Origin of the sequence: Anabaena sp. CCY 9402-a, from assembly GCF_963920945.1 — a bacterium.
Lineage (GTDB): Bacteria > Cyanobacteriota > Cyanobacteriia > Cyanobacteriales > Nostocaceae > Trichormus > Trichormus minutissimus.
Map to the genome: position 1 here is coordinate 1 of NZ_CAWUDL010000023.1, position 23,439 is coordinate 23,439.

Sequence of the window (23,439 nt, forward strand, 5' to 3'; positions counted from 1 at the left end):
ATTGGGGATTGGGATTGGGGATTGGGATTGGGGATTGGGATTGGGGATTGGGATTTATAAAAATTCTCTCCCTGCTCCCTGCTCCCTGCTCCCTGCTCCCTTTGACAGCACAGACAGTCAAGTTATAATACGGGCAATAGTTTTACGCATCTGCCAAGGGTTTTAAGTTTTATACAATAAGAGTTATAGCAAGTCGGTAAATCGGGGATCGCTTTGTAGGGTTTTGAGGATTTGCTTAATTTCCTGGGTGCGTTCTTTATTAACTATGAGAGTGACATTGCGATCGCGCACAATTACCACGTCCTCTAAACCAATAGTAACAACTACATCTTCAGGGTTAGTAGCATAAACAATCGCCCCCTTTGTATCTAAACCCACATGGGTAGCAAGTTCCACGTTGGGATTTTCGGGTTTTTTCATGAGGCGTTCGATCGCATTCCAGTCGCCTAAGTCGTCCCATCCAAATTCTGCTGGTAAAACATATGCTAGATTGGTTTTTTCCATGAGTGCATAGTCTATACTTTTTTTAGGCAATTGGGGATAGACATCAACGCCTTTTTGTGCTATTTGTTCAATAATTTCTGGTGCATGGGTATACAGTTCCTTGAGAACAACACCAGCGCGAAACACGAACATACCGCTATTCCAGCTAAATCTCCCCGTAGACAGAAATGTTTCTGCTGTTTCACGGTTGGGCTTTTCAGTAAAGCGGTTGACGTGATAGGCTGGCAACTCATTAAAGCTACCAATGTGTTCGCCTTGTTCAATGTAGCCGTAACCAGTTGATGGGAAGGTAGGCTTAATACCCAACGTGACAATCGCTGGTTTGCTTGCCGCTAATTGGATAGCCGCATCTAATGTGCGTTTAAACGCCTGTGGGTCAGCTATCCAGTGGTCAGAGGGAAAAAAGCCGATAATTGCGTCGTCTCCGTAACGTTTTTGAATTTCCAAACTTGTCCAAGCAACAGCAGCAGCAGTATCTCTACCTTGCGGTTCAGCCAGCAAATTTAGAGATGACAATTCTGGTAATTGTTGCCGCACTCCTGTAGCTAGCTGACTAGAAGTAATTACCCACAAGTCATTCCAACTACCTGCAAAAGAAAGCAGTCGATCGGCAGTTGCTTGTAAGAGACTTCTAGAGCTACCATCAAGACTTAAAAATTGCTTGGGTCGGTCTTGGCGACTAAGAGGCCAAAAACGCTCACCTTTACCACCTGCCAGGATTACTGGGAACAAAGAACTACTCATGTTGTCATACAGACCTACGCTAGAACATTTCAAGTGTACAGTGCGGTCTGACACTGGCAAGTTTGGTGGCTTGCATTAACATAACTTTTAGGGAGTGGATGAGTGGGGAGATAATTGTGATTAAACAGGTTCAATGGTCAGAAAATCAAGTCACGCCTCAACAAATACCGAATTTAGAATTAGAGGTCAGACCTTCACAAATACAACGTATAGATAATCAGGTCATACCGCCATCAGCAAAAGACCTGGAAGTCATCCCTCAAGAAGAAGCAGCTAACAGTTCTCGCAATGTCGCCCTGTCTGTAGGGGCAATTCCCAATGAGCTGTATGATCGGTTGGGCTTGACAATGCCTCGCTGGTTATTGTGGATTTTGACATCTGTGCTAGGCATCATTATGTCTGGTCTATTAGTATCCACTTTGGCACTTTGGACTCCTTTATGGAGTAACCTAGACCGCACAGACGAAGAATTGGGATTTGCTGGTCAAGATGAGCAAAAAACGCCGCTACCTGGGGAACTGTGGAGCAAAATTTCCCAATATCAGATATCTAAACCAATGAATATTCTGATTATGGGGATTGAGCCAGTTAAAGGTGCAGTCGATGGCTCACCGGAAAGCTTTTCTGGCAATAGCGATACCATGCTCCTAACCAGAATCAACCCCAGCAGTAAAACCATGCGGGTACTGTCAATTCCTAGCGATACCATGATTGCTATCCCAGAACAGGGATTAAATAGGGTGTCTGAAGCTAATACTAAAGGAGGGCCAGTTTTAGCAGCACGGACAGTCAGTCGGACTCTTAATAATGCCCGGATTGACCGCTATATCCGTATTTCTACTAGTGGTTTAAGGCAATTAGTTGATCAGTTGGGTGGGGTAGAAGTTTTTGTCCCCACAGCCATGTCATATCAAGACCCCAGCAGTGGCTCAACGATAAGTTTAATTAGTGGCTGGCAAACTCTCAACGGCGAACAAGCAGAAGTGTTTGCTCGTTACCGAGAAGAAGGTTTAGGGGATTTACCTAGGGTACAACGACAACAAGCACTAGTGACCGCATTGCTGCGAAGGCTTACTAGTCCTACAGTCTTACCCCGATTGCCCCAATTAACCCGGCTGATGCGGAAATATTTTGATACAAATTTGAAGATAGAAGAAATGATGGCTTTGGTGAATTTTTCCGTGAACTTGGAACGGGATAATTTCCAAATGGCCATGTTACCTGGTACATTCAGCAAATTTAGTAAAGATCCTAATAGCTATTGGCTGAATCTGAACGGACAACAAAATCTATTGAATAATTATGTAGGCGTAGATATACCTGGTCTGAAGCCAGATTCACGACCAGTTTCTAAGCTCAAAATTGCTATTCAAAATGCTTCTAATCAACCTCAGCTAACTGAAAAAGTTATTGCTTACTTGAAACAGAAAGGCTTTACAAATATTTACACCGTCCCAACTTGGCCTGATACCCAACGCCAAACCCAAATTATTGTGCAAAGAGGCGATCGCTCGGCAGCAATTAACCTCCAAAAAATCTTAGGATTGGGTTTAGTTGAGGTTAAATCCACAGGGGACTTAGAATCAGACATTACAATCCGCATTGGGAAGGATTGGAAGTAGTGAGTAGTGCTGAGTGCTGAGTTATGAGTAGTGAGTAGTGAGTAGTGAGTAGTGAGTAGTGCTGAGTGTTGAGTAAGAAGGAATTCTTTATAATTCACTTATCACTCTTAATTTTTAACTCGGAACTCAAGACCGGCTAAACGCCGCGCTACCGCTAACGCAACTCAGGACTGGGATTGATGAAGAAGATTTGGCTGAGATTATTTAGTTTAATTCTAATTTTGCTGCTGGCTTGGTTTTGGATCATCATCAATCCCAAGCCAGCTTTTGCTCAAGTTAATACAATTAATTACAGCAATACCAATCTGGAAAATCGTGATTTTACTAACACTGATTTAAAAGGTGTAACTTTTGTGGCGGCGGAAATGCGGGGTACAAATTTCCAAGGTGCAAATTTAACTAATGCTGTTCTGACTAAGGGTGTGTTATTAAAAGCTAATTTAGAAGGCGCGAATTTAACAGGTGCTTTAGTAGATCGGGTGACTTTAGATGGTGCAAATTTAAAAAATGCCATTTTCACGGAAGCTACTTTAATTCGCAGCCGTTTTTATGATGCTGATATTACTGGGGCTGATTTTACAGACGCTATCATAGACCGCTATCAAGTATCTTTGATGTGCGAAAGAGCCGATGGGGTAAATTCTTTGACTGGTATTTCTACACGCGAGAGTTTAGGTTGTCGCTGAGTAAAAACAACTTGATCTAAAAATATTCACTTAAGTAGGAAGGGTTGCTCCATGCTAACCCATCCTACATCTAATTCCACCTACCTACTTACTCAGAGGACAGGGAAGTTCAATTAAGAATTCTGTTCCTTCTCCTGGGGTGGACAAACACTTGATTTGACCGTGGTGTTTTTCTACAACTATTTGATGGCTGATAGACAAACCTAACCCTGTACCTTTACCTGGTTCTTTGGTGGTAAAGAAGGGGTCAAAAATATTTGCAGTTAATTCTTTTGGTATTCCAAAACCATTGTCAGCTATTTTAATAATAACTTGGTTATCCACAGTTTTCGTGTTTATCCAAATAGTTAAAGGTACTTTGGGGCAGCTTTTTGATGAGTCTAAATACTTGTGCCATATAGTTTTAAATTTTTCCTCCAATGCGTCAATGCTATTACATATAAGATTCATAAATACTTGATTAAGTTGTGCAGGGTAACATTCCATTAAAGGTAAGTTGCCATATTCTTTCACAAGTTCGATAGGTGGGCGTTGATTATTATTTTTGAGGCGATGCCCTAAAATTAACAAGGTACTATCTAATCCTTCATGAATATCTACTGATTTCAATTCGGCTTCATCAGTACGAGAGAAAGTTCTTAAGGACAGTACAATCTGATTAATCCTTTCTGCACCTATTTTCATCGAATCTAGCGTTTTGGGTAAGTCTTCGATGATAAATTCTAAATCTATTTTTTTGGCTTTTGCTTGGATATCTGGAAATCTGGACTCATGTTGACGGTAGAGCTGCAATACATTTAAAAGTTCTTGCGTATATTCATTTAAATGGATCAGATTACCAAAAATAAAACTGACAGGATTGTTAATTTCGTGGGCGACACCAGCAAGTAATTGTCCTAAACCTGCCATTTTCTCTCCCTGAATTAATCGAGATTGGGTCTGTTTTAATTCATACAAAGCTTGAGTAAGTTCTAGAGTTTGACGTTTGGTTTGTTCAAGTAATTCTCCTTGCTGAATAGCAATTCCTAACTGCACACCTACTTGAGCTAATAAGTTTGTTTCTTCATCTTTCCAATAGCGGGGTTGCGAGTTTTGATAAGCCACCAATAATCCCCATAATTGTTCTCCTTGGCGAATGGGAACAAAAGTTTCATTGCGGGGTAACTTATCATCTTCGTGTGTGTCTTCAAAGGTTTCTAAAACTATTGGTTGAATTTGTGTAATGGGTTTCCAGCCATCTTTGAAGGAATCAGCCACAAATTTACCACTCCAATCAGAGTTAAAGCGATATATAGCGACTCGTTCTACTTCTAACAACTCACGGACAGCTTGGGTAGTCGTTCTAAAAATAGTTTTGATATCAAGAGACTGACGAATTTTATCAATGGTTGCAGCCAGTAATTCTTGCCTCTCCATTGCTTTTTCTCTCTCGTTAGCTTCTGCTAACTGGACGGCTTGGGTTTGAACTTGCTTTAAATAAGAATCCTGTTTTAAAGCGACTCCCAGTTGTTCGGCTATTTGGCTGACAAATTCAATTTCTGAAGATTGCCATTGGCGCGTGGCTTTACATTGGTGAATGCAGAGTAAGCCCCAAAGTTCACCTTCTTTTAAAAGCGGTGCGACTAGATTGGCACGCACTTGAAATTGTTCTAGAATGTGGATGTAGCAGGGTGGAAAACTTCCTTGATAAATGTCAGCGATCGCATTCACTCGACCTTGAGTATAAAGTGAGGCAAAGCTTTGACCAAAGCAGTAGTCATAAACTTTTTCTGCTATTGCCGAATTCCAGCCGTCAGCTACATCTTCATAGACAAATTCTCCTTCCCAATTGGTTTGCTTGTCAAAACGAAAGACTCCCACACGATCAGCTTGTAGTAGTTGTCGTACCTCGCTGACAGAAGTTTGAAAAATTGTCTCTAAATCTAGAGATTCACGAATCCGGGTAATGACGCTAGTTAATGTCTTTTGTTGCTCTGCTTGGTATTGGGCTGCTAATAACAGCTTGTTATGTTGTAGGGCTACTCCCAGGTTTTCGGCAATTTGGCTGACAAATTCAATTTCTGAAGGCTGCCAAATTCTGGGCTGGTTGCATTGATGAACGCACAATAAACCCCATAAATTACCTTGTTTCACCAGTGGTACTACCAAATTAGCTCTGACTTGAAATTTGCCCAGAATCTCAGTATGACAGTCACTCAATTGTGCGTCGTAGATATCCGCCACAGCCTGCACCCGACCTTGTTGATAATTGGCTGCAAATTGTTCCCCAAAACAGTGGTCATAGACTTTGGCAGCTATGATTGAGTTCCAACTAGTGGCGACATCTTCAGAAATAAATTCTCCCGCCCAGTCTTGCTGAAGATTAAATTGAAAAATTGCTACTCTATCGGTTTGTAGCATTTGCCTGACTTCGGTGACAGTAGTCTGAAAGATAGTCTCTAAATCTAGGGATTGACGAATCCGAGTAATTACACCAGTTAAGGCCTTTTGTTGCTCTGCTTGGTTGTGAGCTTGTGCTAGTAACTCGTGGTGACGCAACGCTACACCAATTTGTGTACCAATTTTACTTAAAGATTCAACTTCATAAGCTTGCCATTGTCTAGGAGCAGAATTTTGGTAAGCAGCGATGACTCCCCAGAGTTGATCACCTTGAAGAATTGGCACAGTAGCAAAGGCTTTTGCCTGAAATTGTTCCAATAAGACAACATGACATTCACTTAATCCAGCTTGATAAATGTCATTGGCAGTAAATGTCTCATTGTGAGCGTAACGTCCCCCTTGGTTTTGTTGTAAGTAGGTGTCATTAATTACAGGTAGCACATCTACCAAAGGTGTCCATCCATCAGCGAAAGATTCAGCGACAAAGTTACCACTCCAATCAGGATTAAAGCGAAATATGGCCACTCGGTCAGCTTGGAGTAACTGCCGAATTTCTTGTGTTGTACTGTGAAGGATGGTTTCAATATCTAGGGATGGGCGAATTTGATCAACAATTTGAAAAATTACTTGATCACGCTGGGCTGCTTGCGCTAATTTTACAGCTTGTAATTGGACTTCTTGGAAATGCTTGGCTTGTTGAATAGCAATAGTTAGATGGTCAGCAATTTGGCGAATAAATTCAATTTCTGATTCTTGCCATTGGCGAGTTTCCCTACACTGATGAATACAAATTAATCCCCATAGATCCCGATCTCTTAAGAAAGGAACAATGAGGTTAGCACGTACTTGAAATTTATTGAGAATTTCTATATGACAATCACTTAGTCCGGCAGCGTAAATATCTGCAACTGCTTGCACTCTTCCCTGTTGATAATGAGCCGCAAATTGTGTGCCAAAACAGTGGTCGTATACTTTGGCTGACATGGCTGATACCCAATCTGGTGCAACATCTTCAGCAATAAATTCTCCTGCCCAGTCTTGTTGAGGGTCAAATTGAAAAACGGCAACACGGTCAGTATTTAACAACTGGCGTACTTCTTGGACAGTAATTTTGAGAATTGTTTCTAAGTCTAGAGATTCCCGAATTCTCCCAATTACCCTGGCTAGGGTTTTTTGTTGCTCTAATTGTTCTTGTAGTTGAGTGCTGGATAATAAAAGATGATTTGTAGGGGATTCCATAGGAGCAAAATTTGTATATTTTATGATGAGTATTTTTATACTCTATGTTTCTATTCAAGAACACTGGTAAAAAACTGAGTAGATAATTGGTGTTTGAAGACGCGATTTATCGCGTCTATACAAGACGGTTTTTGGAGTATAACCAATTTCAAATATGAACATCTTTATATTTCCCATTTTTGGCTAGTGATACACACGGAAGAAATTTCACGTAAAATTAGCCTGACAGACTGGAAAATTTCCGGTTTAATTTAGTCAGGTATGCAGTCTGCAAGAGTTGTCGGGTATTATTTGTGAGCAATCAAGACCAAAAACCCTCTCGTTCTTTCGCTGGGATTGCTGGCATTGTTGCCGCAGCCACGTTAATTAGTAAAATATTCGGTTTAATCAGACAGCAAGCAGTAGCTGCTGCTTTTGGTGTCGGTGCGGCTGCTACTGCTTATAGTTACGCCTATGTCATCCCTGGATTCTTATTGGTATTACTAGGGGGTGTGAACGGGCCGTTACATAGTGCGATTATCAGTGTTTTAGCCAAGCGTAAAAAAGAAGAAGCCGCCCCACTGGTGGAAACGGTGACTACTTTGGTGGGGGGTGTGCTGTTGCTGGTGACGGTGGCGCAGATTTTCTTGGCAGATAATATTGTTGATATTGTCGGTTATGGTTTGGATGCCAAAACTAGAGAGATCGCTATTGAACAACTGCAAATTATGGCCCCAATGGCTTTATTTGCTGGATTGATTGGCATTGGTTTTGGTACTCTCAACGCCGCTAATCAATATTGGTTACTTTCTATTAGTCCCCTGTTATCTAGTGTGACGGTGGTGATTGGTATTGGTGTGTTGGCTTTGCAATATGGCAAAGACATCATTAAGCCAGAATACGCTCTCATCGGTGGGATGGTATTGGCTTGGGGAACTTTAGCTGGGGCTATTCTTCAGTGGGTAGTGCAGTTAATTGTACAGTGGCGGTTAGGACTCGGTACATTAAAGCTCAGGTTTGATTTTAAATCCCCTGGAGTTCAGGAAGTGATTAGAATCATGACTCCAGCAACGGTTTCTTCGGGGATGATGCCGATTAATGTGGCGACTGACTTGTATTTTGCTAGTCCCATTCAGGGGGCGGCGGCTGGTTTTAACTATGCCAATTTATTAGTACAGACTCCCTTGGGGATTATTTCTAATATAATTTTGTTGCCCCTATTACCCATTTTCGCCAAACTCGCCGAACCAGAAAACTGGCCAGACTTAAAGTTACGCATTCGTCAGGGGTTATTACTCACTGCTGTGACAATGCTACCTTTGGGGGCGTTGATGGTGGCGTTGTCTGTGCCGATTGTGCAGGTGGTGTATGAACGTGGTGCGTTTAAACAGGAGGCTACGCAGTTAGTTTCATCACTACTTATTTCCTACGGCATTGGGATGTTTGCGTATTTGGGGCGCGATGTTTTGGTACGGGTATTTTATGCTTTGGGTGATGGACAGACACCTTTCCGTATCAGTACCTTTAATATTATCTTGAATGCTTCCCTAGATTGGATTTTGGTGAAACCTTTTGGTGCGCCTGGTTTGGTGTTAGCTACAGTCGGTGTAAATTGTAGCTCAATGTTGATGCTGTTATGGTTGCTTGACCGTCGCCTCAATGGTTTACCGTTACGTGAGTGGAGTGTACCAATTTTAGGGTTGACGGCTGGTAGTGTCGTGGCGGGTGTGGCTAGCTTTGCTACCTTGGTGGGGACTCAGAAGTTATTGGGTACGCAGGGTTTAATCATTCAACTATTGCAGTTGTGCGTATCTGGTTTAGTGGGGATTTTGGTATTTGCGGCGATCGTTTCAGTTCTGAAAATACCGGAGGTGAATAGTTTTGCTCTGCGGATGCGTCAGCGATTGTTGAAGAGATAAAATAATCTAATTTGCTTACGTCAAATATATTTAGAGGCGTTGCATTGCAACGTCTCTACACACAATGTTAATAAAAGAATAACCTTTCATTGAGACATTTAAAACAAAATCAATATAAATAGATTAAGGAAACTGAACTCTAGTTTAGTCTGATATAAAGCTATTCTAAAACGTCAAATTAAGTTGTAAAATTTGAGTTTTAGTTTGCTTTTACTACAACTATCGCTGGAACACAAAATGAAGTTGATAGTTGATGTTTAGTTAGCTCAAAGGTGTGAGTTTAAGCTTTTACAAGTTGCTTTTCTTTTTTGGAGTAGCGTTTTTTGAGAAATGCTCCGAAGCCTGCACCTATGGCTAGACCACCCATTGTTAGTGGTTCGGGTACGGGTTGAGCGGTCATAGATATGCTAAAGTTTCCTGCTGTACCACTTTGATTTCCAGTAAGAAAACCTTGTGCAGTAGTTATATCGCCTCCTACCCCTACCAATTTAAATGTTCCAGTTGCTCCGTCTAGGCTGTATTGAATTTGACCACCTCCAAACACCTGTCTGACCAAACTACCAGCGTCTAGATCAAAAGTCAGATTACCAGATGCAAGATTTGGAGGACCAAACAAGACAGGCAAATTATTAACAACACCGAAGTTAATGAAGTCAGTAATAGCTGCAAAGTTATATACCGCACTACTACCAACGGGTGCTGGATTACTAACCTGTGTGATGTCATCAATGGTTAGAGCTATGTTTTTTAGGTTAACTGAAGTGCCAATCAAAGGTAAAAAACTACCGTTAGAGGTGTTACCAACTGTACCTGTATTGCTAGTCCATGTAATACCAGTATTTGCAGGAGTTTGATTGTTAGGTCCTAAATCAGCAGCACCTTCAACGATTATGTCTCCGAATAGCTGCACTGCCATTGCAGCAGAGGGGGCGAAGGATACGGCTGTGACTGTTGCAGCAGCCATAGTTGCCCCAAGGAATAAAGATTTAAACTTGTCCATGAGTTTCCAGTTTATTTTTATGCGGTTAGTTTGAGACACTGATATCAAATAACTATTAATTCCCGATTCAATATCTAAAGTTATCTGCTATGCAAATAACACAATACTTGATGTCGATTTAATAATTGATACTAGTGTTCTTAAGCTATATCATTTCAGAATGAACGTAATTTTACAATGTTCAGTTGTATAGTTCATCAAATCTTTGCATTAAATGTATATTGCTTTTATTGATTTTTCTTAATAAAATACTTGATAATTTATTCTGTGGAAATAATAAAGATAGGCTTTATTGAATTTATTGATTTATAGCATCACATATACCAATTCTAGACCAGAACCTCGACTTTTTGGAAAAGTTGGTTTTATGGGGCTTTCAAACCAACTATATAACTATATTTATGGTTTTACTCCCCTTCATCCCTCCTTGAAAAGCTACGGTGTATACACACACAAGCCTTTCCAAGGGGAGGGTTAGGGTGGGGTAATTCAAGGACTGATAGTGATTCGATAACTTTTGTATATACGGTAGCTAAACTGACTTTTCACGTTATGTGGAAAAGCTAACGCGAAACCTAACCCCCTAACCCCCTTCCCTACGAGGGAAGGGGGAAAAGTTAAAGCCTCTCTCCTTGCAGGGGCTACGGTGTACACACAAGTGCTACCCACATACATTTCAGAACCGTGAGAAAATTCTCAACTGTCATGTTGTAGCTTGCTTCTCCGTAGGAGTATGTAGCGACAGCGAAATGTTCGCTGAAAGCGTTCCCGCAGGGTAACATCTAGAGACTACGGTGCAAGTCCGAGATTCTTTCCTCCGGAACGCTTCGCGAACCTTCCGCTCTGCTCCACTCAGAATGACATTGAAGGGCTATAAAGCAAGTGTTGACTGGGATTTTAAGACTTTTTGTGTACACCGTAGCCTTGCAGGGGAGAGGTTTAGAGAGGGGTTTTTAAAACTCGTCGAACTCACGTTACGTTAAACTGAAGTCAGCCTTTGTCATGTAGCGGTTGTGTCCCACATCAGTAAGAGTGCGGTTCACGCAGTTCACTGCATAAATCCCGACTGTCAACGTCCCTATCCCCAACCTTGGGGAAACAAGTTTTGTAACAGCTGTGGCGCAGTGCTACAGATGTTAGATCGTTATGTGCCGATACAACCCTTGGGTGCGGGGGGATTCGCCCAAATTTACACAGTCTGGGATGAAGTCACACAAAGCGAAAAAGTGCTGAAAGTGTTGGTAGAAGAGTCACCGAAGGCACTGGAATTATTTACGCAAGAGGCGGCGGTTTTGGTGAGTTTGCGGCATCCGGGAGTGCCGAAGGTGGAAGCTGATGGACATTTTCAGGTTAATTTGACCAATCCCAAGCCGCGCCAGTTAGCTTGTCTGGTGATGGAAAAAATCAACGGGCCGACTCTGGGGGAGATTTTAGAAAATTATCCCCAAGGTTGTCCAGAGGACGTTGTTGTTAACTGGTTGATTCAAGCACTAAAAATTTTACAGGAATTGCATAAGCGTCAAATTATTCATCGCGATATCAAACCTTCAAATTTGATGTTGCGGACTCCTGTGTCGACAGCACTACCAAATCAAGGGGGGACTGGCTGGGAACAATTGGTGCTAATTGATTTTGGCGGAGCAAAACACGTTAAAGCGGCAAGGCTGCGTCACGAATCTAGTTCTACAAGGTTATTTTCTTCTGGTTACAGTCCGCCAGAACAGGTGACGGGGGGAAACGTCGGGCCAGAAGCTGATTTTTATGCCCTTGGTCGAACTATGATTGAATTGCTGACAGGGAAGTATCCCGCAGATTTGGAAGATCAGCAAACAGGGGTTTTGCAGTGGCGGAATCGGGTAAATGTAAATCCCCAGTTAGCAGATTTATTAGATGAGATGGTAAATGAGGATGTGCGATCGCGCCCAACCAATGCTGCTATCATCCAAAAACGGCTAGCCAAAATGACTCAACCATCTTCATCGTCACTAGAAACCAGTGTCCAGCGAGTTTTAACCCAAGTTGCTCACCAATCTCAACTTTTAGTGCAAGCGACGGAACAAGCGTTAGGCGACTTTGGTAAAACTGCTCGCAAAATATGTTTGTGGACAGTTAAGACAATATTCCAAATTTTCACAGCTTGTATATCTACGATTTGGGCAATGCTACTGACAGGGTTGGGTGCTGGTGCTGGCACAATTTTTGGCTTTATTTTGGCATATCACACCAGCTTAGGCGATCGCTTCGTTGAATTGATCTCTACTCAGCTACCCGAATTAGCTACTAAATCTCAACCTGCTGTGGGTGCAGAAATCTTAGTATTTGCCGCCGCAGGCTTAGGGACAGCCTGGGGACTCACGATTTCGGGGTGTTTTGGTCAACGACGACGGTTTTTAACAGCCTCATTGATGGGTACAACCAGCTACGTCTTCGGCTGGTTATTGTGGCAAGTTATCACATCAACTAGCGATCGCGGTGAAGGTTTAGTAGCAGCAACTGCGATCGCTGTTTTTCTGTTAGCACTGAGTACACGTTTTCGTAGTCATCACATAGTTTATGCCATACTCGGAGGCTTTGGTGCAGCAATGGGTTTTGCCGCATTGCTAATTTTAGGATTTCCCACCACTGTCTTACAATTTTCTAGTCGTCCCCTGTGGTCAGAATTATCCTTACCCATAGCCTTTTTCAGTTCCGTCGGTATCTTTACTAGCTTTTGGTTAGCAGTAAGTTATTACCTAGTTGTCCCCAGCTTAAAGTTTTTAGGCTGGCGATAGAGTGAGGGACTGGGGACTGGGGACTGGGGATTGGGGATTGGGGATTTGGAGCAGGGAGCAGAGGGGGGTATGAAATATTTCACCCCAATTCCTCATGCCCAAATTAATACCCCCTGATGGTATTTCTTTGGCCATCAGGGGGTTTATATAGGTGATAGACTATAATTTGTTCGGTATAGTTGATTACGATTCGATTCTAAAACTTAAATTCGGATTTGACCACTATAATAAGCAGAATTAATATGATTTTTATAAGTTCTTTATAACCGCTTCATTCACGTTATTTACTGAGAAAACTCGATACAGCCGCCTGGCTACGGCACAAATTATATTTGTCATCCCCAATAATACTTAAAAAATATAAAATTTAAATTATTTTTTGCTGTATCTTTTTTAACTTTTCATTACTCACAGGGTATCTGACTTTTCACTTCATGAGGAAAAGTCCACGGAAAATCTAACTTCCCAACCAGGATTTCAAAGTCTTTCTCCTTGCAGGAGAGAGATTTAGAGAGAGGTTTTCCAGATACCGTGAAAAGTTAGATAGGGTATGAGTCATAATACTTATTTTGTTCCTTACCAATTTCCACGAATTATTTAATTTTGAGTTTTGATTTAATTTATCCCCAGTTAGAAATACATCATTTAAAATACGTTTATTCGCCATTGCTAAACTTAAAAAAGACTTGCTACAGTATCAAAAATATGTTTCAAAAACCATATTTTGACTGCTGCAATCAACCATAAATCATGTTCATCAAGTGGTAGAGATAGTTTTTGTAAAATGTTATCTTGTGGTACAAAATTTATCTGCATAAATGGTATTTTGATGATAATTGTGGTAAAAACTCCCCAAAAAAGCCCAATAAAGTCATATAGATTGCAGAAAATTTTGGCAGAGTTTGACAAACTGAAATCTATCTGCAAAATCAGATTGCCTAACTCATAACCTACGCACAAAAAGATATAGCTAACCTAAATCATTTGTGAGAGCAGAAAACCCCGGTTTCTTTGAAAAACCAGGACTCTGAAGTCTGGATGGCTATAGATAGTTAACATCATAAATTTGCATCTTACCCTCATAGCTTGTTATTGGCAATGGCGTACCCACCCACCGTAGGCGATGGGGCGCAGCCGACCGAAGGTCATCGCCATTTAAAAAAGCTGTGAATTGAAATATTTATCAGGCATAACATCAAATACTAGATAAAGTCGGAAATTCTTAATTACGAATTTGTAACCTCGCTTTTTGACTTTCATCAACACAATTTCAGATAAACGGGTAAAAAACCATGTCAAGGGTGACTGAGCAGCCAAGCTCAAGAGAGCAGCCACTTGAGCTAGAACAACCTAAGATTTGGTGGGGTCTTGCTGTAGCCCTACCAGTAGCAGTTGCTGCTGGCTTACTAGCTACAGCAAAATTTGAGCAAATCAGCAAGTTCAACCCATCTGTACCCATCAAACCAGTTGCTAGTAGTATTAGTGCTTTGGGACGCTTAGAACCACAAGGCGAAGTGATTCGACTTTCCGCACCAGCAGGAGGATTGCAATCATCTTCACGAGTCAAGCAGCTCTTCGTCAAAGAGGGAGAACGAGTGAGAAAGGGACAAGTGATTGCCATTTTAGACAATCATGATACTCAACTAGCGGCTATGGACGAAGCAAAAGCAAAACTCCAAGAAGCCCGTGCTAGTTTGGCACAAGTTAGAGTAGGGTCGCCGAGAGATATTCAAGCTCAATCAGCAGTCATTGCACGCTTGCAAGCTCAGTTACGGGGAGAAAGCGAAGCCCAGCAAGCCATGATTACTCGCATAGCCGCCCAATTAAGTGCCGAAAAAATTGCTCAACAAGCTACAGTCAATCGTTTAGAAGCGGAACTCAGAGGCCAACAAGATAGTTTAAGAGCTACACTCAATCGCATCCAAGCCGAGCAACGTAATGCTCAAGTGGATGCGGGACGCTACGATTTTCTCTACCGAGAAGGCGCAATTTCTCAGCAAGAAAGAGATAGAAGGCGATTGAGTGCGATTACTGCTAATCAACAGGTAATTGAAACCCAAGCCGCCCTCCGTCAAGCAGTAGGGACTATACGACAGCAAGTAGCTGAGGCTAGAGCAAATCAAGTTAAAACTTTATCAACTTTGCAACAGCAGCTAATAGAAGCTAGAGTTACGCGAGAGAAAACTATCAACACTTTGCAAAGACAAATTGACGAAGAAAAAGCCAGACTCAAAAGACTGGTGGAAGTTAGTCCTACTGATGTGCAGATGGCGCAAGCCCAAGTTAGTAATGCGATCGCTAACGTCAGAAAAGCCGAAGCAGAACTAAAATTAAGCTACGTGCAAGCACCATCAGCTGGGGAAGTTTTAAAAATTCACACCAAATCAGGCGAATCCATTAGCTCAGAAGGTATTGCTGAGATGGGTGAAACTGAACAAATGACAGTAATTGCAGAAGTACCTGAAGACGGTATTGGTAGAGTGCGTGTTGGTCAAAATGTCACTGTCTCTAGCAACAATGGTGCTTTTAGCGGTGAATTAAAAGGAACTGTCACCGAAATTGGTAGAAGAATCGGTAAAAAGGATGTACTAAACACAGATCCCGCAGCTGATGTTGATGCCAGAGTTGTAGAAGTAAAAATTACTTTGTCACCAGAAGATAGTGAAAAAGTTTCTGGTTTAACCTACGCCAAGGTAATGGTTGAAATTAATAACTAATTAGGTGACAGGTGAGAGATGACAGGGGACAGGGAAGAAGAGTAGCAGGGTAAGCAGGGAAAGCAGGGGAAGAAAAATACAATGACTAATGACTAATGACTAATTTCTTCACAGCAATTAATCGTAAGAAAATACCTCTGGCATGGCTACAACTAACACGAGAAAAAACTCGCCTAGCTGTAGCTTTGGCAGGAATCGGCTTTGCGGACATTTTGATGTTTATGCAGCTGGGTTTCCGGGATGCTCTGTACTACAGTAACGTCCGGTTACATGGCAGCTTGCAAGGTGAAATTGTCTTGCTGAATCGTCAATCTAATGCTGTACTGGCAATGAAAAGCTTTTCACAACGACGGTTGTATAAAGCTTTAGAATTACCGTCAGTACAATCTGTACATCCTATATATTTGGATTACTCGATTTGGAAAAATCCTGATACTGGTAAAACTAGAAGCATTCTTGTATTTGGGATTAATCCAGAGACTAATGTCTTTAACTTAGAAGGAGTGCAAGAAAATTTAGATAAACTCAAACTGCCTGATACTGTTTTATTTGACCGTTCTTCTCGACAAGAATATGGCCCCATTGCCAAATATTTTGATGAAGGCAAAAATGTCACCGCAGAAGTTCGCAGACGACGCGTTCAAGTTGGTGGACTATTTACTTTAGGTGCTTCATTTGGTGCTGATGGTAATTTAATCACCAGTGATGTTAATTTTTTGCGGTTGTTTCTTAATCGTCAACAAGGATTAATTGATATTGGTTTAATTAAATTAAAACCAGGAGCTAATACTGACGCTGTTGTCCAAGAATTGCGTAATTACTTACCTGAAGATATCAATGTTTTAAGCAAGCAGGAATTTATTGATTTTGAGCGTCATTATTGGGCGAGTAGTACAGCTATTGGGTTTATTTTCAGTTTAGGGACAATCATGGGGTTTATTGTGGGAACTGTGATTGTTTATCAGATTTTGTATACAGAAGTAGCAGACCATTTATCTGAATATGCTACTTTGAAAGCCATAGGCTACACCCACAAATATCTACTAGGTGTTATTCTCCAAGAGGCTATAATCTTAGCTTTTTTAGGTTATATGCCCGGCTGGGCTTTTACAATGTTCATGTATAAAACTGCCAGGGACGCTACATTATTACCTGTTTTCATGAGCTTAGAACGTGCTATTACCGTGTTGATTTTGACGTTTATTATGTGTGTTGTTTCTGGGACAATTGCGGTTAGAAAATTGAAGTCTGCCGATCCAGCAGATATTTTCTAATATGCTGTTATCAAAGTGTATGAATTAAAGATTAACCATAAATAATCTTTATTTAGTCCACATTGTAATAAGTAAAATATATTTTTTAATTACGAATTACCAACTTCTAATTCCCCAAATAATCATGAAAAATGAACCTGTAATCGCCATTAGCAATCTCAATCACTACTATGGTAAAGGCGCACTCAAAAAGCAGATTTTATTTGATATTAACCTCGAAATTTATCCCGGAGAAATTGTGATTATGACCGGGCCATCAGGTTCAGGTAAAACTACACTACTGAGTTTGATTGGTGGTTTGCGTTCTGTACAAGAGGGTAGTTTAAAATTTTTAGGTGTAGAGTTATCTGGTGCGAATCAGAGTAAGTTGGTACAAATTCGGCGCAGCATTGGCTATATTTTTCAAGCCCATAATTTGCTAGGATTTTTAACTGCTAAACAAAATGTACAGATGGCGGTGGAGTTAAACGAGCATATTTCTCAAGCGGAAGCGATCGCACAATCACAAGCCATGCTCACAGCAGTAGGATTAGAAAATCGTGTTGAATACTACCCAGATAATATGTCTGGTGGACAAAAACAAAGAATTGCGATCGCCCGCGCCCTGGTAAATAATCCCCCACTAGTGTTAGCCGACGAGCCAACCGCCGCTTTAGATAAACAATCAGGACGTGATGTTGTAGAAATCATGCAACGCCTCGCCAAAGATCAAGGAACATCGATTTTGTTAGTCACCCACGACAACCGCATTTTAGATATCGCCGATCGCATTGTCGAAATGGAAGACGGAATTTTAGCCCGCGACTCCCAAACTGCAATCATTAGTTACGAAGCTGGAGCATGGAGCGAAAAACCGTAATATTGGGGAATGAGCAAGGGAGAGTCATTTATCCCCATGACTATTGACTATCGTTTAGCAGAACCTGATGGCTTCTGTGGTGTGGAAGCATTGGGTTGGCGACTGGTGCGGAAAGTCACGTTTACGCCTTCATTAGATTGTTCCAACACTAATAATGGTGTAGGTTTAGCTTTTTGATCCCAGTGCATGGTGGCAATCCTTCCTTGAAGTGTGGGTTGCCAGTTATCTTCTTCATCTATTGGGCTAAGATAGGTTTCAATACAGTCAATAATTTGGCTAATGGTGGCAGAAGTTGCTTGTGTTGGTAACTTCATCAATCGAATTTGAATCCGAAATAACACGCGTCTAGCGATATTAGGCGGAGTACCCGATTCATATTCAACATCAAAAATTTCATCTATTTGCCGTGCAGCATTGTTAGCAATCCCCACTGTTCCTTGCTGTGGTTGACTGGGGCGTAGAGCTTGGGTAATTTTATCTTTAACCCTGATTTTAATTTGATTAAGAATCGCGAAATGAAATACTTCCTCAGACATCCGCATCCGCAGATAGTCTAGGTTAAAGTCCCGCGAGTTAACTAAATCGGGATTAGTTTCCATTTTGCGAATTGTTTCCAGAGCTAGTTTAAATTTTTTCTCTAATTCTCTGGCACGGAATTGTTCAAATTTGACTTTTTTCTCAAATTTCGTGATTTGGAGTTTCCCAAAAATCATCAACGCAATCAACGCTACAAATAATCCTCCAGAGGACATCATGAAAACCGATGGTATCTGAGCATCTTTTGCTGGTGCTGCTTGCGTCGTCCCATTTTTCGTTTGTGGTGGCTTTTGAGCAAGGTATGTAGGAGTTAGCATAGGTCGTAAACAGAAACACTGGACTTATTATTTTTAGGATGCCCATATTTTGCCTATGAACTTGCTGTATTATTGGTATTTTTTACAGCTTGTCTCCCACTGCATATGTACAGAAACCCAAGTGTGCCAACTGGGCAGTTTCCAAATCTCAAGCCCTTGTCATCAGATACATCGGCTGATTGGAGCAAGATTCGCCTCATCGCTACTGATATGGATGGCACACTGACGAATCAGGGAAAATTTTCTACTGCTTTACTGCAAACTTTGGAAGATTTACAAGCGGCTGGAATTAAAGTCATCATCGTCACAGGACGTTCTGCTGGCTGGGTAAACGGATTAAATAGCCTCATGCCAATTGCTGGTGCGATCGCAGAAAATGGCGGCTTATTTTATCGATCTGGAAGTGAGGAAACAGTAGCATTGACACCCATTACCGAATTAAAAGCCCATCGCCAACACCTAAACTCAACCTTTACCGAATTAAAAACCAAATTTCCCCAAATTCAAGAATCAGCCGACAATCGCTTTCGCATCACCGACTGGACATTTAATGTAGCAGAGTTGAGTTTAGATGAACTGCAAACTATTAGTCATCTCTGTCAACAAATGGGTTGGGGATTTACTTACAGTAATGTCCAGTGTCACATCAAACCTCAAAGACAAGAGAAAGCCATTGGTTTATTACAAGTATTGCGAGAATACTTTCCTGATTATTCTCCAGAACAAATTGTGACAGTTGGTGATAGTCCGAATGATGAAACTTTATTTAATCAGAGTTATTTCCCAATATCTGTAGGTGTGGTAAATATTCTAAAATACGCCAACCAAATGCAATATCAGCCAGTTTACATTACCACGGCGGCTGAGGGAGAGGGTTTTTGTGAATTAGCGAGTTATATCTTGGAAGTTAGGAGGAAGTAGGCAGAGAAGATTTTACCTCAATGCCCAATTCCCAGCTTTAAACTAAATAACTAGTATTCGGCACAATAGGAAAGAAAGCATACTCATACCAAGCAGTCCAGATAAAACTACGAATCCAGCGATCGCGTTTTTCTGGACTCAACTCATACTCAAATACGCCACGAGATAAATCAATCGCCGAGAGATGCGAGTTACAACCGCAACCATGCTGATACGTAAAACCATATTTAGAAGCAATACTTTGCACCTTCATTTGCATGGCAAATACTTTACAGGCATGAAGCATGGCATCCCAAGAACGCTTGTGTGCGATATCCCGCTTGTCAAATCTTAAGGCGCGTTCTTCAAAAACATGATCTCGATAAATTGGTGCTAAATGCACATGATAAAAACTGGCTGGGAGTTCGTAACCAAACTCATTGAAGAGTTCTAAGCCAATCCGCGCTACTTTGACTTCATCAGCGTAATCACACCCCTTTAACTCTAAATTCCGCAAAATTTCCCCAAAATTGGGATAGTTATGAGTCAGGAAATCATGACCATAGAACTCTAGAGTTTCTCGTGCTAATTGCCCAAATAACTGACAAAATGACTGCTTGAGGTGTGCAAGTTCCGGACGTTCGTTAAACAAGTCAACATCACCCTGTTCTAACTTGTATAAGAACAACTGCGCCATCTCAACATAAACCTTTGGATTGCAGAGTCCGGTATTGACTGCACCTTTAGCAATATCTTGCCATATAGAAGGAAGTTGAGTCACTGCAACAGCATTTTCGCCTGCTATAACTGCGACACTGGGAAATTCAAGAAGCTGCATTAACAATCTCCGTAAGTAAGCTTTAGATTGATGTTTGCTGAAAATACTTACACGCAGCGTAAGCCATTGTTACAACTCCTGTCACAATAGCAGATTCATCCACTTCAAATTCAGGGTGATGTAAGGGATGATTGATAATTCGCTCAGGGTAGCCTACACCCAAGCGAAACATTGAACCAGGGACGTGTTCTAAATATACAGAAAAATCTTCCGCACCTAGAGATGGTTCTGGTAAAACTTGGACGCGATCGCTACCCCAAGCTGCTTCACCGGCGGACTGGAATAGTTGAGTCAGCGCATAATCATTATTGACACCGGGTACACCTTGGTGATATTTAACTTTATACCGCGCACCAAAGGAATGGCAGACATTAGCCACAATTTTCTCAATCCAGTTAGGTAGTTGAGTGCGGGTTTCTGGATGGAGCGATCGCACTGTTCCCAATAACTGTACCTGATCAGCAATAATATTAGCTGCTCTCCCGCCGCTAATCTTACCAATACTCAACACCACCGGACGCAAGGGGTTCTGAGTCCGGCTAATGGCTTGTTGCAAAGCTGTAATCACCTGTGCAGCAATCCAAATCGCGTCAATCGCCTCATGGGGACGCGCCCCATGACCAGATTCCCCCATAATGATAATCTCTAAATCATCAGCCGCCGCCGTCAAAGCCCCATAACGCACGCCAATCGAACCAGCCGGGATAGAAGGGAAAACATGAACTCCTAACACCGCCGCAACGTTTTTCATCACCCCATCTTCGATCATCCAGCTTGCACCTTGGGCGATTTCCTCCGCAGGCTGAAACAAGAACCGCACATTTCCACCTAATTCCTCCGCCATTTGGGAAAGTATCATCGCTGTTCCCAAACCTACCGTAGTATGGATATCATGACCGCAAGCGTGCATGACACCTTTTGTTTTAGAAGCATATTCCAAACCAGTAGATTCTTGAATTGGCAACGCATCCATATCAGTGCGAATCGCCAAGAAAGGCTCATCCTCAGCAGCAGTTTTGATTTCTCCCACTACCCCGGTTTTGCCAATTCCTTCTTGTACACGCAGACCACTAGAAGATAAGACACCGGCCACAAACGCAGCAGTTTGATATTCCTGACCGCTAAGTTCTGGATGAGAGTGAATGTGACGACGAATCTCAATGAGGCGGGGTGCTAGTTTTGTGGCTAAGTCTTGAATATGGGTCAGCATTGCTTGATATTAATTTACAGGCTTTGTTCCATCATAAAGAGGGATTGGGGATCGGGGATTGGGGACTGGGAATATGATACAAAATTAAGCATCTTTGCCTGTAAGAATTATTGTCCTGTTATGCAGAAAATCAATATTATGAGGATAAGCCCAGGCTGGGGGAATTTTGGACTCTTGATCAAATATTTTTTTATAAGAATATTCTTCACTAATTAAGCTGTTAAAGAATTGATTAATTTCAGGATATAACTCCTTCAAGTTTGCATTATTAAAAAATCTTTCATAGTAAAGTGAATTAATAGCAATGTATTTAGGTCGGCGTTTAGCTAAATCTTCTTGCGAGTAAAAATTTAAATTTTGATCTGACTTTTGAGACTCTCTCCACCTTTTAATGATCCAAGAATCTTCCTTAAATTTACTTGTTAAAATCTCCTGAAATAACTTTCCTCGCCCTGAAATAAAAGGCATATTTCTGGATTTTAGCTTAACTCCAGGTAAGCGATTCCATGTAGGAATATATGCAGTATTTTCTATTGAACTCAACTCAGGTATATTGCGCTTTACCCACTCCTGCGCTACCATCCGTGGATCGTCTGAAAATCTTTTACCTACATATAAACTGCAAACAGTATTGTAACTGATAATAATTACCAAAATAACTGATATAGCCGCTTTATTAGACTTAATTTGATTCCAAAAAGGGCCTGAAAGCATGAGCCAGAAAGGTACTATAGGCAGTATAAAGCGAGTTTCCAATCTAGGGAAATTAGCAAATTTATAGTAGTAAATAATAAAAACAGTTAGAACTAATAAAACACCTTTGATACTCTTCTTCTCTTTACTGCTAAAAGTAATGTATAGAGAATACAATATCGCTACATTAAGAATTATTAAGGAGGGAAGTCCAACAATCTCACGAATATATATGGAAAAGAAGGTGAAGTAGTTAGTACCCGTTATTTCACCATTATATATAGGGGTCGTAATATAGTTATATAAAAAATCAGAAACAAACTGACGATAATTTATTAATGCAAATGGATTACCAATTAAAAAGCCCATCACAACTGTTAACAAACTTAAAATTAGCTTTTTACTGAAAAGGATTTTTTTCCAAGCTAGTTCGTTATAGGATAAAAGATGAGCCAAAACAATTCCAATACCAACGGATAGTCCATTATATTTTGTTGCTGTCGCAATTCCTGTGAAAAGTCCAGCTAAAAAGTAGTCTGATACTTTACCTTGTAAATATATACTTTGAATAAAGTAAAAAGATAAGAGCATCCAAAAAATTAAAGGAATGTCTGCTGTCAAAAAATGACTATAAACTATAAAGCCGCTACTAGTAGCAAAAATTAGTGTGATAATGCGAGCAGCAAACAATCCAAAAAATCTTTTATTTATGTGAAAATTTAAAAAAATCGATCCCAGAAATAAAGATGCAGTAATAATTCTAGAGCAGAGAAGAATCACTGAACCAGAAGTCAGAGAATGTTGGGAGAGACGAAAAATTTTCTCAATAAATTTGAGTGGAATGTAGGATAATATAAAGTTGAAGTATGTATGAAAAGGGGGCTTGAGAAATTCACTAGGGCTGGAGAAAATTTCACCTAGAGAAAGGTTTCCTTTAAAGACCATTTGATCTGGATTCCACTCTTCTACTCTTCCCCAATTGATGCCATAGAGGCAAAAAATAAAGCCAGATATCAGAGCTATGAGCAAATAGCTATCTAGTGTGATTATTTTTAATTTATTGAGAATACCCATCTTAAATTCAAGTTGTTATAAATTTAGCTAATTTGGGTAATCTTAATGTATATCTCTCTAATTAGCAAGTATAAATTTATATTTACTTTAAATCTATAAATTTGCTTTATACTGATTAAGTTAGTAGGTATTGCAACAGTGTTATGATGTCAAACATAGGTTGTATTTGGCTTTTGA

At 40.9% G+C, this 23,439-nt stretch carries 15 protein-coding genes; 8 read left to right on the forward strand and 7 right to left on the reverse strand.

Annotated features, from left to right (window positions below; all coding sequences use genetic code 11):
* Window positions 1-183: 183 nt before the first annotated feature.
* Entirely contained in the window at window positions 184-1,248 is a 1,065-nt protein-coding gene (locus tag ACM0OR_RS10640) for a mannose-1-phosphate guanylyltransferase (protein WP_414576199.1), read from the reverse strand.
* A gap of 116 nt (window positions 1,249-1,364) precedes the next feature.
* On the opposite strand from ACM0OR_RS10640, the gene ACM0OR_RS10645 reads away from it, so the two are divergent.
* Together ACM0OR_RS10645 and ACM0OR_RS10650 are read left to right on the forward strand one after the other, a co-directional pair.
* Window positions 1,365-2,870, forward strand: a complete 1,506-nt coding sequence (locus ACM0OR_RS10645; protein ID WP_414576200.1) for an LCP family protein — start codon at window positions 1,365-1,367, stop codon at window positions 2,868-2,870.
* A gap of 179 nt (window positions 2,871-3,049) precedes the next feature.
* Window positions 3,050-3,556, forward strand: coding sequence for a pentapeptide repeat-containing protein (locus ACM0OR_RS10650; RefSeq protein WP_190696444.1), 507 nt, complete (start codon window positions 3,050-3,052; stop codon window positions 3,554-3,556).
* 84 nt (window positions 3,557-3,640) lie between these two features.
* On the opposite strand, the gene ACM0OR_RS10655 is transcribed toward ACM0OR_RS10650, so the two are convergent.
* On the reverse strand, window positions 3,641-7,174 hold the full coding sequence (locus ACM0OR_RS10655) for a GAF domain-containing protein (RefSeq protein WP_414576201.1): 3,534 nt from the start codon (window positions 7,172-7,174) through the stop codon (window positions 3,641-3,643).
* Between the two features lie 293 nt (window positions 7,175-7,467).
* On the opposite strand from ACM0OR_RS10655, the gene murJ reads away from it, so the two are divergent.
* Complete coding sequence (gene murJ, locus ACM0OR_RS10660) at window positions 7,468-9,072, forward strand: murein biosynthesis integral membrane protein MurJ (RefSeq protein WP_414576202.1); 1,605 nt, start codon at window positions 7,468-7,470, stop codon at window positions 9,070-9,072.
* Window positions 9,073-9,352: 280 nt separating this feature from the next.
* On the opposite strand, the gene ACM0OR_RS10665 is transcribed toward murJ, so the two are convergent.
* Window positions 9,353-10,072 (reverse strand): PEP-CTERM sorting domain-containing protein, encoded by a 720-nt coding sequence (locus tag ACM0OR_RS10665; protein WP_414576203.1) that lies wholly within the window; start codon window positions 10,070-10,072, stop codon window positions 9,353-9,355.
* Window positions 10,073-11,085: 1,013 nt separating this feature from the next.
* Here ACM0OR_RS10665 and ACM0OR_RS10670 point away from each other — a divergent pair.
* The 4 genes from ACM0OR_RS10670 to ACM0OR_RS10685 all read left to right on the forward strand — a co-directional run bounded on the left by ACM0OR_RS10670 (window position 11,086) and on the right by ACM0OR_RS10685 (window position 17,693).
* A complete protein-coding gene (locus ACM0OR_RS10670) occupies window positions 11,086-12,843 on the forward strand; it encodes a serine/threonine protein kinase (RefSeq protein ID WP_323265557.1) in 1,758 nt (585 codons plus the stop codon).
* 1,292 nt (window positions 12,844-14,135) lie between these two features.
* The gene (locus tag ACM0OR_RS10675) at window positions 14,136-15,560 is read left to right on the forward strand and encodes an HlyD family efflux transporter periplasmic adaptor subunit (protein ID WP_323265556.1); all 1,425 of its coding nucleotides are present in this window, start codon (window positions 14,136-14,138) and stop codon (window positions 15,558-15,560) included.
* A gap of 95 nt (window positions 15,561-15,655) precedes the next feature.
* Window positions 15,656-16,834 carry an ABC transporter permease DevC gene (gene devC, locus ACM0OR_RS10680; RefSeq protein WP_414576204.1) on the forward strand — a complete coding sequence of 393 codons (1,179 nt, stop codon included), beginning with the start codon at window positions 15,656-15,658 and terminating at the stop codon, window positions 16,832-16,834.
* Between the two features lie 124 nt (window positions 16,835-16,958).
* Entirely contained in the window at window positions 16,959-17,693 is a 735-nt protein-coding gene (locus ACM0OR_RS10685; RefSeq protein ID WP_190696423.1) for a DevA family ABC transporter ATP-binding protein, read from the forward strand.
* 47 nt (window positions 17,694-17,740) lie between these two features.
* Here ACM0OR_RS10685 and ACM0OR_RS10690 read toward each other — a convergent pair whose 3' ends face one another.
* Complete coding sequence (locus tag ACM0OR_RS10690; protein ID WP_414576205.1) at window positions 17,741-18,547, reverse strand: hypothetical protein; 807 nt, start codon at window positions 18,545-18,547, stop codon at window positions 17,741-17,743.
* 105 nt (window positions 18,548-18,652) lie between these two features.
* Between ACM0OR_RS10690 and ACM0OR_RS10695 the strand changes: the two genes are divergently transcribed.
* Window positions 18,653-19,468: an HAD-IIB family hydrolase gene (locus ACM0OR_RS10695; protein WP_414576206.1), complete on the forward strand. Its 816-nt coding sequence runs from the start codon at window positions 18,653-18,655 to the stop codon at window positions 19,466-19,468.
* 37 nt (window positions 19,469-19,505) lie between these two features.
* On the opposite strand, the gene ACM0OR_RS10700 is transcribed toward ACM0OR_RS10695, so the two are convergent.
* The 3 genes from ACM0OR_RS10700 to ACM0OR_RS10710 form a co-directional block, all read right to left on the reverse strand.
* Window positions 19,506-20,285 (reverse strand): hypothetical protein, encoded by a 780-nt coding sequence (locus ACM0OR_RS10700; protein ID WP_414576207.1) that lies wholly within the window; start codon window positions 20,283-20,285, stop codon window positions 19,506-19,508.
* 22 nt (window positions 20,286-20,307) lie between these two features.
* Window positions 20,308-21,495 carry a M20 family metallopeptidase gene (locus ACM0OR_RS10705; protein ID WP_323265551.1) on the reverse strand — a complete coding sequence of 396 codons (1,188 nt, stop codon included), beginning with the start codon at window positions 21,493-21,495 and terminating at the stop codon, window positions 20,308-20,310.
* Window positions 21,496-21,579: 84 nt separating this feature from the next.
* Complete coding sequence (locus tag ACM0OR_RS10710) at window positions 21,580-23,262, reverse strand: ArnT family glycosyltransferase (RefSeq protein WP_414576208.1); 1,683 nt, start codon at window positions 23,260-23,262, stop codon at window positions 21,580-21,582.
* Between the last annotated feature and the right edge of the window lie 177 nt (window positions 23,263-23,439).